We start from the raw sequence: 15,406 nt of genomic DNA on the forward strand, positions 1-15,406 counted from the left end.
TCATGAGCCAACTGCTGATTGAAATCGATTCACCGGAAGATGAGGCTATTCTGTTATCACTACTCCCCAAATTAAATGGCCGGGTATTAGAGAAAAAAGGCAGCACGAGACGTTCGTTGAAAGATGCTTTAGATGACTTAGCCAAAACGGACATTGCCGAAAAGTACGGCGACCCATCCGAATGGCAACGTGAAATTCGTGAAGATCGACCTTTACCCGGACGAGAGAAATGATTGTTGATACCAATATTATAATCTACTCGATTCAACCAGAATTCGGTTACCTTCGTGATTATCTGGGAGTTAATCAGCAGATTCTTCGGGTGCCAGTCATAAGCAAAATTGAGAGATTGGGTTTCCATAAACTCTATGTGAACGACAAAGAAAAGTTTGAAGAATTCTTCCAGATTGTCTCTCCCGTTGCCCTTACTGATAAAATCATTAATGAAGCCATCCGGCTACGCCAACAACTCAAACGTTCATTGGGCGACTCAATCATTGCCGCAACGGCGTTGTTGCACGATTTACCGATTTTAACAAATAACACGATTGACTTCGCCGACATTTCGGGTTTGCAGGTCATTTCGTTGCAGTCAATTTCCTAAGTTTTTGCTTGTATGTTTGACCTCAATACCGTACTCCGCCCCCACATTCAGACACTGACGCCCTACTCTTCCGCCCGCGACGAATACACCGGAAAAGAGGGCATTTTTCTGGATGCCAACGAAAATGCATTCGGATCGACGCTCGACGGATCGAAGGTTGACGATGTAGCTTCGGAGGAACACTATAACCGCTATCCCGATCCGCACCAACTGGCGATCAAAGCAAAACTGGCACCGATCAAGGGCGTTCGGCCAGGACAGATTTTTCTCGGCAATGGCTCCGACGAGCCCATCGACCTACTCGTTCGGGCAACCTGTACCCCGGGTCAGGATTCGATTCTGATTCTGCCCCCGACCTACGGGATGTACGAGGTTAGCGCAGCCATCAACGATGTTACCCTGATCAAAATCCCATTGACACCGGATTTTCAGGTAGACGTTCCGGCGGTTTTATCGGCCATTCAGCCCCGTACCAAACTGCTGTTCGTCTGTTCGCCCAACAACCCGACAGGTAATTTGATCGACTCGCGCGACATTAAAACGCTGCTGGCCAACTTCAACGGCTTAGTGGTGGTCGATGAAGCGTACATCGATTTTGCGGATACACAGTCGTTTACAAGTCTGTTGGATCAGTATCCCAACCTGGTTGTTCTCCAGACGTTCTCCAAAGCCTGGGGGCTCGCGGCCCTGCGGTCGGGCATGTGTTTTGCATCCGAAGAGCTGATCAACGTGCTCAATAAGATAAAACCGCCTTACAACATCAGTGGTCCGACGCAGCACCTGTTGCTGAAAGCGCTCGATAACGTACCGTCGAAAGACACGATGGTGGCCCGGATTCTGGCCAACCGGAAAGAATTAATTGCAAATCTGCTCAATTTACCGCTGGTTCAGCACGTTTATCCCTCAGATGCTAATTTCATTCTGGTAAAATTTGAAGATCCCAAAGCGGTTTTCGACTTTCTGATTGACCAGCAAATCATTGTTCGCGACCGGCATCGGGTCAAGCTCTGCGACGGCTGTCTGCGGATTACCGTTGGTACGGAGTCGGAAAATGAACAATTGCTGGCTACGCTCAAAACATTCGCAAACCGGCTAACCACAACCGTATAAGTACTGATCCATCCTATGAAAAGAAAATTTTCGCTGTTACTCATTTTGTTGGTTGGCTTGGCAATCGCCCAGAAAGCCGCTGCCCAGACGAACAATTGGGCTGTCGGCTTCCGCATCGGCGAACCGTCGGGCGTTAACGTCCGGAAGTATTTTGGCGAAAACCACGCCTTCGATCTTAATTTTGGAACCTACGGGGGGATTTACGGCACCCGACGCAGTTACCGCAAAGGTGTCTATAAAAACGTCGGTTTCAGCGTACAGGGGCATTATCTCTGGCATGGTTCGTTCGGAAAATCGGAAACCCTGCACTATTACTTCGGCTTTGGCGGGCAATTGAACAGCCGTCGCTACTATTCCGATCAGTTTAGTTACGTCAATGCCTACGATAAAACCATCTCGGTGGGCGGTTCGGGCGTAGCGGGTGTCGAATATTTTTTGCCTAATAAACCATTCTCCATTTTTCTGGAAACCGGTGGCTACGTTGAAGTCATTCCAGCCCCGTTCTTCCTCGGCCTGCAATCCGGCCTCGGCGTCCGGTTGAATTTTTAGAAGGAGTTGTATCGCGGAGTTGAGCGGAGGAAAGGGAGTTAAGCGGAGTTAATTTTATTTTTTCTTCGCTTAACTCTTTTCTCCTCCGCTCAACTCCGCGATACAACTCCAATCTTCTTATCTTTCCGGTATGTTCAAGATTTTCAGTTCATCCGCCGGATCGGGGAAGACGTACACCCTGACCAAAGAGTACCTCAAATTGGCGCTGGGTGATCGGTCCGCAGGCGGAAAAACGTTTGAATCTCACCAGTTTAAGAACATTCTGGCGGTTACTTTCACCAACGCAGCAGCGCGCGACATGAAGGACCGGATTCTGGAACAGCTTCAGAAAATTACCGCTGGGGACCTCAACTCGCAATTAAATGAATTGGCAGTCGAGTTATCGATTGAACCGGCAGAGCTCCAAAACCGGGCACGGCTGACGTTTCATTCCATTCTTCACGATTATTCCTCATTTTCGGTTCTAACCATCGACAGCTTCGTCCAGCGCGTCGTCACGGCTTTCACCGACGACCTGGAATTGCCGTATAGCTTTGAGGTAGAAATGGATACCGATGCCGTGTTGCAAACCGCCATTGATCGATTGCTGGAAAAAGTTGGGCAGGAAGATCACCCGTATTTATCGGAAGCACTCGAAGAGTTTTATCTCGACAATGCTTCCGATGGCAAAAGCTGGTACGGGCTGGCCAGCACCCTCGCCGAATTCTCCAAAGGCCAGTTGGGCGATCGGAATTATGAGTACGTTCTGAAGCTAAAAGAACTGAATCCCGACAATTTCCGAACGATCCGACGCAACCTGCGCAGGAAAAACCGGGAGATCGAAGAACGGATCGAACAACTGGCCCGCAACGGTTATCAGCTTATTCAGGAAGCCGGTTTGCCAGACAAGGCTTTTTATTACGGCGACAAGGGCGTTGGCACATATTTCCGGAAACGGATTTCGCTGACCGGTTTTCCGGAAGACCCCAATTCGTACGTGCGGAAAGCCATTGACGACGACGTCTGGCATTCCGGCAAGAAAAATCTGACACCCGAACAGCTTCAGATTGAGGCCATTAAAGACTCCTTACGGGAATACATCCTCCAGATTGAACAAATCCGGACCGATTCATTGCTGCGGTACCGGACTTTCGGCGCCATTGAACAGCATTTGCAAAAAGTTGCCCTGCTGAAACAAATCAAACAGGAGTGCGACGATTTGCTCCGGGAACAGAACCGGATTCATATCTCCGAATTCAACCGCCTGATTGTCAAAGTAGTGACCGACGAACCCGTGCCGTTTATTTACGAACGGCTGGGCGAGAAATTCCACCACATTCTGATCGACGAATTTCAGGATACGTCGAAACTCCAGTTTGTCAACCTGTTGCCGCTGATCGACAACAATCTGGCCTACCAGCGGTTCAATCTGGCCGTGGGCGATGCCAAGCAAGCCATTTACCGGTTTCGCGGGGGCGATATGGATCAGATTGTGGCCCTCCACAGCCGGAAGCTCGATCCGCTGTTATCGGCACACGAAACCAGCGAAATGACCCTCGAGCGGTTGTCCGGTCTACATCCGCACCTGCGCCCCGACCGACTGGGGACCAACTGGCGGAGCGCCGAATCCATCGTGGAATTCAACAACAGCTTTTTTCGGTTCATGGCCGACTTTTACGCCGACACGGAGTTCCAGAAGGTGACGGAAGTGTTCGATGAACAGTTTCGACAGGCACCGGCCAAAGCTGGCATTCCGGGTCATGTTCAGATTGATTTCATTGAAAAACCGGATCGGTTTGCCGCCAAAGAGGAAACCGAAGAACCGGATTTCAATACCCGAATGGTGGAAAAAACGCTGGAATTTATCCAAAAAGCCGTGGCTGACGGCTACCAATACGGCGACATTGCCGTTTTATGCCGGTTCAAGAAAAATGCCCGCCGGATTGCCGACTACCTGGAAACCAATAACATACCGCTCACTTCGGAAGATTCGCTCACGCTCCAGTCGTCGGAACGGGTGCGGTTTCTGGTGTCACTATTGCAACTGCTGCACCAGCCCGAAAACCGGATGGTGCGCTACGACATGCTGTTTCTGTATCACCGGCTCGTCAACCCGAATCTGCCGAACGCGGCCTGGATGGAGTTCATGGACAAAATGGCGAAAGCCGAAGACGAGGGCGATATTTTCGAGTTGATCTCAAAAATTGACAAAACACCGCTTGATCCGACGGCCTTGCAGCAGCTCAGCATTTATGAACTATCGGAAAAGCTGGCGGATTATTTCGAACTCTTTGACAATGACCGGGATAGCGCCTACCTGTTTCGGTTTATGGATGAAGTACTGACGTACAGCAGTCGATACAGCAATCACCTTTCGGATTTCCTGAATTACTGGGAAACCGCGCAGGAAAAAGTGTCGGTCAGCGCACCAACCGATCAGAATGCGGTCACGATTCAGACCATTCACAAATCAAAAGGGCTGGAATATCCCGTCGTGGTCATTCCCTTTGCCGACTGGTCATTCAAACCGCGCAACAACGATACGATGTGGGCCGACTTATGGCCATTGGGCGAGGTCGACGAACTGGCGATTCCCGGGCTGGAGCATCAGGAAATCCGACGCCTGCAAACCGCTTCGATTACCGTCAAAAAAGACCTGGACGACACTCCGCTATCGGGCCAGTACCAGGACGAACTATACCGGACGTTCGTCGAGTGTATGAACCTGGTTTACGTGGCATTCACCCGACCGACTGACCGACTTTATATCATTGCCGCAAAGCAGGATTTTTCCCCATCAAGTAAGGACGGCGGTTATAAAAATGCCAACGGAATTGATTTCTGGTTGTATACCTATCTTACTGACCTTCGGGGAAATGCGAGTTGGGAAGAAGGAAAATTAAGTTATGCGCTCCACGATTTTGTAACCCAATCGTCCAAAGATCGGTTAACAACAAGTGACCCTTTTCAGGTAAACTTAGCAAATCGGGAAGGAACGCAGCCGCTTCGACTCCGTCGCATCGAGCGGGCGATTGATACGACGGCCTTCGAGAAAAGCCGGGCGTGGTGGCAAAAAGTCGGCACGGCCCTCTCGCTGATTCAGACTTCGGACGACGTTGCGAAAGCCATTCAGCGGATGATAGCCGAGGGCATTTTACGAAGCACGGAGCAGGAAGCCATGCAATCGGCATTGCAAACGCTTTTAAGTCATTCTGAAATCGGCCGGCTTTTCCAGCCCGGCCAGCGGGGCGACGCCAATCGCCGAATTCTGGTTAAGGTGGGAAATAATGGAAAACCGCAGCGAAATGGCCCGAACCGCGTGGTGCAATTTCCGGGAAAAGTGGTGCTGGTCAATTTTATAACGGAAGAGACGGATGAACAGCATGCGACCAAAATGCGGTCATTTATCAAATTATACCAACAAATGGGCTATTCATCAGTCGAAGGCTGGCTGGTCAATGTCACCGATTGCCGTATTGTTAAAATGTAAAAACATATACGGTTTTCGGTATTCGGATTCCGGTTTGCTGACGTATTCATTTTGGGCTAGTGTCAGCCATCCGAAAACCGCATACTGAAAACCAATCCACTTACTATGAAGTATTCAACCTGGTTACTGGCCGCCGGACTCTCTGTTCAAATTGTATTTTCGCAGGATTATCCGATCACAGCCGTACCGCTTTCGAATGTGAAATTGCAACCCGGTTTTTGGTATAACCGCCTGGAAGCCGCCCGTCAGGTGACTATTCCGCACGCGTTTCAAAAGCTGGAAGAAAACGGAAAATTCGACAATTTTGCCGTAGCCGGTGGCTTGAAAAAAGGAACGTTCAATGGCGTTCGATTCGACGAATCGGATGTGTATAAAGTCATGGAAGGGGCTGCCTACACGCTCCAGAACCACTACGATGCCAAGCTGGATCACTACCTCGATAGCCTGATTACCCTCGTCGCGGCTGCTCAGGAACCCGACGGATATCTCTACACCATTCGCACGATCTTTAAAGACAGTACGGGTTTGAAAGACTGGATTGCCGGACCGTCGCGCTATTCGTTCGAAAATGGCAGCCACGAACTGTACAACGTGGGCCATCTATACGAAGCGGCCATTGCCCATTTCCAGGCCACCGGTAAGCGAACGTTTTTGGACATTGCCATTAAAAACGCCAATCATCTGGTTAAAACCATCGGCCCGAAACCGGGGCAGATGATCGTAGTTCCGGGTCACGAAGAAACGGAACTGGCACTGGTTAAACTGTTCCGCGTAACCGGCGACAAACGCTACCTGGATCTGGCACGTTTCTTCGTCGACATGCGCGGCCGGGCCGACAAACGCGCGCTGTATCAGGATGCGCACAATCTGGGGCCTGCTTATTTTCAGGATCTTAAACCGGTTGTGCAACAGTCCGAAGCGGTTGGCCACGCCGTTCGGGCACAGTATTTGTACGCAGCCATGACGGATCTGGCGGCCATCCAGCACGATCAGCCGATCCTGAATGCGGTTTTAAAAATCTGGAATGATGCCACCACCCGCAAGCAATACATCACGGGTGGAGTCGGTGCGCGGGAAAACGGCGAAGCCTTCGACGATCCCTACGTGCTGCCCAACGATGCCGCCTATGCCGAAACCTGCGCAGCGACGGCCAACCTGCTCTGGAACCACCGGATGTTTTTGCTGACGGGCGAATCGAAATACATGGACGTTTTCGAGCGGGTGTTGTACAACGGTTTTCTGGGGGGCGTTTCAATTGAAGGAAACAAGTTTTTCTACGTTAATCCGATGTCGTCGAACGGCAAAAAAGACTTTGGCAATGGGGAACCGGCCCTGCGTTCGCCCTGGTTTGGCATCAATTGCTGCCCAAGCAATGTCGCCCGGTTTTTACCTTCCCTGCCCGGATATCTCTACGCGTTGCGCAATAACGAACTCTTTATCAACCTCTTTGCCGACAGCCAGACGGAAGTAAAGATGAATGAAACGCCGGTGAGCGTTCAACAGCAAACCAATTATCCGTGGGATGGGGCTATCAAAATGACGATTTCGCCCAAAAAGCCGATCGCTTTTCCACTTCTGATCCGGATTCCGGGTTGGGCGACGAACCAGCCGATGCCCGGCGATTTATACCGGTATGTTACCCAACTACCCCAATCGATTAAACTGACGATCAACGGCCAGGCCACGGCGGTTGCGGTGGAAAACGGTTATCTGAAACTCCACCGAACCTGGAAACCGGGTGACGTGGTGACTCTTACGCTGGCCATGCCGGTGCGGGAAGTAGTCGCAATCGATAAAGTAAAAGCCGATCTGGGAAAAGTGGCGATTGAACGCGGGCCGATTGTTTACTGCGCCGAAGGAGTCGACAACGGCGGTCTGGCGCTGAACCTCCGTGCGCCAGCGAATCAACTTTATTCTCCGGAACTTCGGAAGGATTTGCTGGGTGGCGTAGTAGTTTTGAAATCCGCCGGAGCAAAACCTACGACCTTAATTCCGTATTATGCCTGGAATAATCGCGGAGCAACCGAAATGGCAGTATGGTTCGGGAGAATAGGAAAATAACCGGATTTGAAAAATTGTCGCATAATTTTCCATATTCCCTGCTAGCAGTGCACTTAGACGTAAGGGGGTATAAAAAGTAACGGTGGCGAAACATTTTTTTAAAAATTATTTTTTCAGACGATCAGCTACCGGATTTTATTTCCCGAAACTTAACGAAAACTGCCTGCGTTGAAAGGGAAAGCGTGTTGTTCATTCATGAAGGTCATTGTCCGAAATCCACCCGAATCGCTCCGTTTATTTGTCAATAAATTCTGGTACATTTCAGCCGACCGGTTTGATCAGGAGGATTTCTGTTTGCCCGTTTTGCAATACGAGTTCATGTTCAATTTCTCCGACCACTTTTCGGTTATTGAACAAAACCAGTCACCCATTATTCAGAATGAACAAAACTGGATCAGCGGGTTGTATACGCGTCCGCAACGAACCGTCACATCGGGTCGGCATGAAACCTTCGGGGTATTTTTAAAACCCTGGGCGTTGCAATCATTGACCGGAATTCCGGCATCGGAACTGACCAATCAGATTGTTTCGGGCCATACGGTTTTTCGCCGGACCATGCCCGAATTCAACGATCAATTGCAGGAAATAGCGGATGCCAATGCAAAACTCTGCTTGCTCGAGCGTTTCTTGGAAAACCGGTTCTCGGACAAAGATGTCCCGGCTTACGTCATTTACGCAGCCGACTATTTACAGCAGAAACCCTGGCACGACGGAATGGTTCGGGACCTGTCCAATGACCTTCGCATCAGTCCCAAATCGTTGACGGCCGCTTTTAAAAAACACATTGGAATTTCGCCGGTGCGGTTTTTGCATCTTCGCCTGTTCAACAACATTGTAAGCGATCTCGCCCGGAACCCGCACCAATCCCTGACCGAACTGGCTCACCACCACCATTTTTACGATCAGGCGCATCTGAATCACCTCTTTAAATCCCTGGCAAACCTGACCCCCGGCGAATACCGGAAACAGGTTCTGGCCGGTCACGTCGACCCAGCATCACCCTGTTATTTTACATTACCGAAAAACTAAACTTTTCAGGATTTCCCTTCCCCATCCTGCGCTTTACAGACTCCATTCATTTTTGACGAATGAAAATCCGCCGGGTAATTTTTATACAATTTCCAGCGTTGCCAATCCGCTACTTTTGTCAAAAAAAATCCACTCATGAGAAAGGTAAAATTGTACATTGCCAGCAGTATTGATGCCTACATTGCCGGACCCAACGGGGAAATCGACTGGTTATTTACGGAAGGGGAATTCGGGTACAATGCGTTTATGGAAACCATCGACACCACGCTGATGGGCCACGACACGTATAAATTGGTCGCCGGTTTCAACGATTTCCCGTATAAAAACCAGACCAATTATGTTTTCACCCGAAACCCCACTACTCCGGAAGCGCCCTACGTGCAGTTTGTTTCGGAAGACGTTGCGTCATTTGTCGAACAGTTGAAACAACAGGATGGAAAAGATATTTTTCTGATCGGTGGAGGTCAAATTAACGCCATTTTGCTCGAAGCCGGGCTGATCGACGAACTACAGGTGTTTGTTCATCCCATCATTTTGGGAAAAGGCATTCCGATGTTCCAGCCGACATCAAAACCGGATGTGTGGCAGTTTGTCGAAACCAAAGCGTTTGAATGCGGCCTGGTTGAGTTACATTACGTGAAAAAGGGATAGCTGGACTTACGTTTGAAATGAAAAATGAAAACCGGTGACCCGGTTTTCATTTCAATCAGCGTTTGGTATCCCGACTGGTTTTTTCCTCAATGACTTCTTCCTCTTTAGTCCTTTCCAGGCGTAGTCTTCGGTTTTGGCGTTCAAATACTTTGAACAAAACCATGAAATAGGCCAGCAAAAGTGGTCCGATGACCAATCCTAAAATGCCAAAAACCGGAACGCCCAGCACAATTCCCGTCAGGGTAACAAACGGGTGAACATCGCCCATTTGTCGGGCCAGCATGACCCGTAGCAGGTTATCGACATTGATGATCACCACCGCTCCTACGACCAGAATACCAATTCCATTGCCCGTATTGCCTTGCGAAATCATCAAAATTCCCGCTGGTCCCCACACCAGCGGGGTTCCAAGAATCGGGATGAAGGCAAAAAAGAAAGCCACTGTTCCCCAGAAAGCCGCATCCGGCACGCCAAAAATCCAGAGTGTCAAACCGGTCAGGACGGACTGAACCAGTGACACCAGAGCTTGACCTAACACGTTGGCATTCACCATGTTTTTCAAGTCTTCACCCAATTCGTTGAGGGTATCGTTTTCAAATGGCAGGTATTTTCGCAATCCTTTCAGAAACTTTTCTTCATCCATGAAGATGAAATAAAGGCCGACGTACAACAAACCCAGCGAAATAATAACGTCCAGTGTGCCACTCAGCAGCGACGGAAACTGACGGCTGGCAAAACCGGCGCTTTGTTGCAACAGATTTTTAATGTTGGCCTGATTGGTGAGCTGTATCCCGGTCGCCTTTTCCAGTTTGTCGATTAATTGCAGAATCTGATCCGTATGCTGGCTGTAATATTGAATTCGATTGATCAGCAATAAACTGAGTGCCAGAAACGGCATGATGATGACCAGTATCGAAAACAGAATCAGTAAAATGGTGACGAGCAAGCGGTTCCACTTTCGTTTATGCACCAGATTCGTAAACCATGGACGGAAAATGACGTAAATAATACCGGAACCTAATAGGGCAATGGTGTATTGACGCAGCCCAACCAGGATAAAACCGGCAATGATGATCAGACTGACAATTAAGAGTATGCGTTGCTGTTTGGGGGTGTAGATAGTGGCCATAACACGTTTAATAAAGAATCTCCTTATGTAACACCCGATGTTACAACTTTTGTTTTGGTAAATTCAAAACCAGCGCCTTTTTTAGAAAGGTCTAAACACGAACGGCACGGCGGAAATTCGCCTTGCCGTTCGCCTGAAAAAACCGGTCGTTTGGGTTAGTTGGCGTCGCCTTTCACATCGTCGCTGTTCACCTTGCTCATCTTCATGATGTAGCCAGCACCACTATTCTGTTGATGATTAAGCGAGCCGGATGGGATTTGTCGGGTCAACAACCAGATCGCCGGTCGTGTGGCCCACCTGCTACTGAAACGGGCTGTCGATCTGCCGGAAGATGGCGCGAATGCGCGTGGTAAAGTGCTTGGTTTCTATGCCCTAGCCTGCGTTGCATTGGCAGGTTACAAAGGTTGTCATGCCTGAGGCCGAACGAAAAAAAATTGTTGCCAGGTCGGGATTTTCGGGTGCAGAATCCGGCTTTTTCGGTGCTGAATGCTAGCTGCATTCTGTTCAAAATGGAGATTAATTAGAAATTAAAATTACCTTTGGATCAGGGTGATTTTTGGCCCAATCCAACGCTATAGGGTTTAAAACGCACTTTTTTTTGAAACGGATGCAACTTCCTGCCTTAAAAAGGAGACTGAACATACAGGAGGCCTAAGAACCCTCCGGTTAAAAAATTAATAGAGATGGTAGTAGGACAGGCCCGGTTTTTAGCCGGGTTTTGTTTTTTAAGCTACCGGATAAATTTCCGCTGTAGCCAAACGGTTTCCACTTGCCATCATTTACCCCAGCCACTCCTTCAAATCGGCGATGCGGTCCCCTCTGACGAACACTTCCAGCCGGGCTTTGGGTTGAAGATCGAACCGTCCTTTTCCGGCCGAATACGTGTGAATGGTTTCCGTAATGCGGTTTCAATCAATAGTCGATACTAATGGCCTTACATGCCTGAATTACATACTTAATGGGCGTGGTCAGTTTCTCCTCCTCGATAACCCGAATCGCCAGCCCGCCCTGCATATGGATATCCATAAACACCAGATCCGGTTTTCCGCATCCGCCTGCGAAAACCAGGCAACGGCTAACACTCCGTCGCACTCAGTGCCAACCCAGCTTCCGAAGTTTCCTTGTATTTTGTGGACATATCGCGCCCGGTGGCTTTCATGACTTTAATGACGGCATCGAGCGAAATTTTCTGATTGGCGGGCGTTCCGGCAGTCGCCAGCAAAAAAGCATTGTAGGCTTTTACGGCCCCCATCGCGTTGCGTTCTATGCATGGAATCTGGACGTAACCACCGATTGGATCGCAGGTCATGCCGAGGTGATGTTCGATGCCGATTTCGGCGGCCGCTTCCACGGCTTCGATCGGCTTTCCCGCACAATAGGTTAGAAAAGCCGCCCCCATCGCCGACGCCGTTCCGATTTCGCCCATACACCCCATTTCAGCTCCCGAAATGCTGGCGTTGTGTTTCACCAGAAAACCGATGGCCGCTGCCGCCCACATGCCCGCCCGCAAGGTAGCTTTGTCGTAATGGAAATGGTGTTTAGCCAGATACGTCAGGCCCGGAATAACGCCCGAAGCCCCTGACGTTGGGGCGGTTACGACGATGCCACCGGCCGCATTTTCTTCCGAAGCCGCCAGGCAATACGAGTTCAAAAAGATCAGAAAACTGTCCGACGATTGCACCAGCCCCCGCGCCTGCTGAAACAATAAGGGTGCTTTCCGACGCAGTTTAATCGATCCGGGCAGCGTTCCCGTATGCCGCAATCCGCGCCGGACGGCCTTGTGCATAAAGTCCAGAATCAGGTCAATGCGGCTGCTGATTTGTTTCACCGAACGCCCGGTCAATGCGGTTTCATTCGCCAGCATCAGTTCCTCCAGCGTCAGGTTATGGATTTTCAACTGCGCTTTCAACTCCTTCATGGTCTGGTACGGATAAGGCACCGAAATAGCCGATTGATCGGCGGGCTCCTCTCCTTTTCGTAAAATAAAACCGCCCCCGATCGAATAATACTCCTCTTCGTAAAGCCCATTTTCGCCATCCATCAACTTGAAAACTACGGTGTTGGCATACGGTGAATCGTATTTTTTTCGCTCAAAATGAATAGTCTCCACGCCCAAATGAAACGCCCGTTCACCAACCTGCACCGGATACGTCACGGTTGGATCTTTCAACAAAGCCAGCAAAGCCGCCGGGTCAGTCGATTCGGGTTGCCAGCCCAACAGTCCGGCAATTAAAGCGCGATCGGTACCGTGCCCTCTGCCCGTCGCGCTCAGCGATCCGTACAGATACACCTGAATGGAACCGGCGGTTTGAATCGTCGATTCGGGAAGTTGCTCTAACCGTTTCAGAAAGTCAAATGCCGCCTTCATCGGACCAATGGTGTGGGAACTCGACGGCCCCGGGCCAACCTTGAACAGGTCAAAAATGGAGGTGGTTATGGGTGAATTATTCATGAATAAGCGTCAGGAATGTGGATGAAGTTGTATATTTCCGGGCGATATTACGTGCAATGGGTGACTTTTTTGTCATCACATCGCAATCAGCCCAATTTTGTACTTCCTAAACCGAATGAAACGTTTTGTATTTCCTGCCGCCCTGCTACTGACGGCCTTATTTATCGCAGCCCGGTTATCTACCGACGAGCCCAAACAAGCCGGCATTTCCCGCGAATGGCCCGAATACCTCGGCGGCCCCGACCGGAATCACTATTCGCCACTCGACCAGATTAACGCGTCCAACGTCAGTAAGTTACAAATTGCGTGGGAATATCACGCCAAAGATTCGGGGCAGGTGCAGTGCAATGCCATCATTGTCGACGGTACCTTGTACGGCGTAACGGCTACCAGTCAGGTGTTTGCGCTCGATGCGGCCACCGGAAAGGAAAAATGGCGGTATGCCGAAAGCAACCGGGGCGGGGTCAACACGACACGCGGAGTGACGTACTGGAGTAACAACGACGATAAACGCATCCTTTTCGCATCCGGATCATCACTTTGTGCCGTCGATGCCCGCACGGGCGTTCTGATACCTGGTTTTGGAACCAATGGAAAAGTGAGCCTGAAAGCCGGATTGGGGCCAACGGCGGTCGATAAGTTTGCCATTTCAAATACCCCCGGAACTCTCTTTGGTAACCTGATAATCATGCCTTTACGGCTTTCGGAATCGTCGGATGCCGCACCGGGCTACATTCAGGCATTCGATGTGGTGACGGGAAAAATCGCCTGGGTGTTCCGCACCATTCCGTATCCCGGCGAATTTGGGTACGACACCTGGCCGAAGGATACCTATAAAAACAAGAATGTCGGCGGGGCCAATAGCTGGTCGGGCATGTCGATCGATCGGAAACGCGGGATTGTGTACGTGCCGACCGGTTCGGCGGCTTTCGATTTTTACGGTGGAAACCGCAAAGGCCAGAACCTGTTTGCCAACTGCCTGCTGGCGCTGGACGCCAAAACCGGCAAACGCATCTGGCATTACCAGTTTGTTCACCACGACATCTGGGACCGCGACCTGCCCGCGCCCCCGAATCTCGTCACCATCCGCAGCCACGGGAAACTCGTCGATGCCGTGGCGCAGGTCACCAAAACCGGCCATGTGTTTGTTTTTGACCGGGTGACGGGAAAACCGCTCTTTCCGATTCGCGAAACGCCGTATCCGAAATCGTCGCTGCCCGACGAACCAACCTGGCCGACGCAGCCCGTTCCGACCCGCCCCGCTCCTTTTGCACGGCAGACCATTACCGAAGCGGACCTGAACCCTTACGCCGAAAACCGGGATTCGCTGCTGGCAACGTTCCGGCGCTCCAAAGTGGGACCGTATCAACCGCTGGGCAAAACACCGACGTTGGTGTATCCGGGCCTGGACGGTGGGGCTGAATGGGGCGGTGCAGCCGTCGATCCGGACGGGATTATGTACGTGAATGCCAACGAAATGGCCTGGGTGCTCAGTCTGCGGGATACCCCGAAAGAAGAAGAACTGGCCCACCTCAGTCCCGGCGAACGGCTCTATACGCTCAACTGCGCGGTTTGCCACCGCCCCGACCGCAAGGGCAACCCAGCCAGCGGCTATCCGTCGCTGGTAAACATTGGTCAACGGCGGGACCGCGACTTTGTCAGCAAATTGATTACCAGCGGCAAAGGCATGATGCCCGGTTTTACCCGACTGACTGAAATCGAAAAGCAGTCGTTGACGGCCTTCCTGTTTGGGGATGAAAAAGTAGAAGCCAGCGCGGCCAAACCGGGTTCAAAAGAGCGGTACGTGCCCTATAAATTCAATGGATATACTAAATTTCTCGATAATAAAGGCTATCCGGGTATTCGTCCGCCCTGGGGAACGTTGACCGCCATCGACCTCAATACCGGCGAGCACCTCTGGCAAAAACCCTTCGGTGAATTGAAAGAGCTGACTGCCAAAGGCATTCCGCCAACCGGGGCCGAAAGTTACGGCGGCCCCGTGGTGACAGCCAGCGGTCTGTTATTCATTGCCGCCAGTAAAGACGGCATGTTTCGGGTAATCGACAAAAAAACCGGGGCGGTTTTGTGGCAAACAGAGCTTCCGGCTGCTGGATATGCCACGCCCAGTACCTACGAAGTCAACGGAAAACAATACATCGTCATCGCTTGCGGAGGAACCAAACTGGGGACGAAAAAGGGCGATAGTTACGTGGCATTTGCGTTGCCGTAATAATCGTTTTGAACCGCCGGGCGGCCCCGTGGGATTATGCAGATTAGAGCATTAAAGGATTAACTATGATTGCCTTCTGCAATTTTTCTTTTAAATCCTGTTAATCCCGCTACGGCGGACCG

11 protein-coding genes are annotated in these 15,406 nt (G+C 50.6%); 9 read left to right on the top strand and 2 right to left on the bottom strand.

Annotation, left to right across the window (positions count from 1 at the left end; genetic code table 11):
- Positions 1-2 precede the first annotated feature (2 nt).
- From EHT25_RS06470 to EHT25_RS06505, 8 genes are all read left to right on the top strand, one after another.
- Positions 3-233, top strand: coding sequence for a hypothetical protein (locus EHT25_RS06470; protein WP_124872438.1), 231 nt, complete (start codon positions 3-5; stop codon positions 231-233).
- Entirely contained in the window at positions 230-604 is a 375-nt protein-coding gene (locus tag EHT25_RS06475; protein ID WP_124872442.1) for a type II toxin-antitoxin system VapC family toxin, read from the top strand. The genes EHT25_RS06470 and EHT25_RS06475 overlap by 4 nt, the downstream gene beginning before the upstream one ends.
- Before the next feature lie 12 nt (positions 605-616).
- A complete protein-coding gene (gene hisC / locus EHT25_RS06480; RefSeq protein WP_124872445.1) occupies positions 617-1,714 on the top strand; it encodes a histidinol-phosphate transaminase in 1,098 nt (365 codons plus the stop codon).
- 15 nt (positions 1,715-1,729) lie between these two features.
- Positions 1,730-2,263, top strand: a complete 534-nt coding sequence (locus EHT25_RS06485; RefSeq protein ID WP_124872448.1) for a hypothetical protein — start codon at positions 1,730-1,732, stop codon at positions 2,261-2,263.
- 130 nt (positions 2,264-2,393) lie between these two features.
- Positions 2,394-5,732 (top strand): UvrD-helicase domain-containing protein, encoded by a 3,339-nt coding sequence (locus EHT25_RS06490; protein ID WP_124872451.1) that lies wholly within the window; start codon positions 2,394-2,396, stop codon positions 5,730-5,732.
- Between the two features lie 105 nt (positions 5,733-5,837).
- Positions 5,838-7,793: a glycoside hydrolase family 127 protein gene (locus EHT25_RS06495; protein WP_124872454.1), complete on the top strand. Its 1,956-nt coding sequence runs from the start codon at positions 5,838-5,840 to the stop codon at positions 7,791-7,793.
- Between the two features lie 195 nt (positions 7,794-7,988).
- Entirely contained in the window at positions 7,989-8,822 is an 834-nt protein-coding gene (locus tag EHT25_RS06500) for a helix-turn-helix domain-containing protein (RefSeq protein ID WP_124872458.1), read from the top strand.
- A 135-nt stretch (positions 8,823-8,957) separates the two neighbouring features.
- Entirely contained in the window at positions 8,958-9,473 is a 516-nt protein-coding gene (locus EHT25_RS06505; protein WP_124872462.1) for a dihydrofolate reductase family protein, read from the top strand.
- 55 nt (positions 9,474-9,528) lie between these two features.
- Here EHT25_RS06505 and EHT25_RS06510 read toward each other — a convergent pair whose 3' ends face one another.
- Positions 9,529-10,602 (bottom strand): AI-2E family transporter, encoded by a 1,074-nt coding sequence (locus tag EHT25_RS06510; RefSeq protein ID WP_124872465.1) that lies wholly within the window; start codon positions 10,600-10,602, stop codon positions 9,529-9,531.
- Positions 10,603-11,677: 1,075 nt separating this feature from the next.
- Entirely contained in the window at positions 11,678-13,054 is a 1,377-nt protein-coding gene (locus EHT25_RS06515) for an L-serine ammonia-lyase (RefSeq protein ID WP_124872468.1), read from the bottom strand.
- Positions 13,055-13,169: 115 nt separating this feature from the next.
- Between EHT25_RS06515 and EHT25_RS06520 the strand changes: the two genes are divergently transcribed.
- Positions 13,170-15,284 carry an outer membrane protein assembly factor BamB family protein gene (locus EHT25_RS06520; protein WP_124872471.1) on the top strand — a complete coding sequence of 705 codons (2,115 nt, stop codon included), beginning with the start codon at positions 13,170-13,172 and terminating at the stop codon, positions 15,282-15,284.
- Positions 15,285-15,406: the final 122 nt, after the last annotated feature.

This window comes from Larkinella rosea, from assembly GCF_003858635.1.
In the GTDB taxonomy this organism is placed as follows: domain Bacteria; phylum Bacteroidota; class Bacteroidia; order Cytophagales; family Spirosomataceae; genus Larkinella; species Larkinella rosea.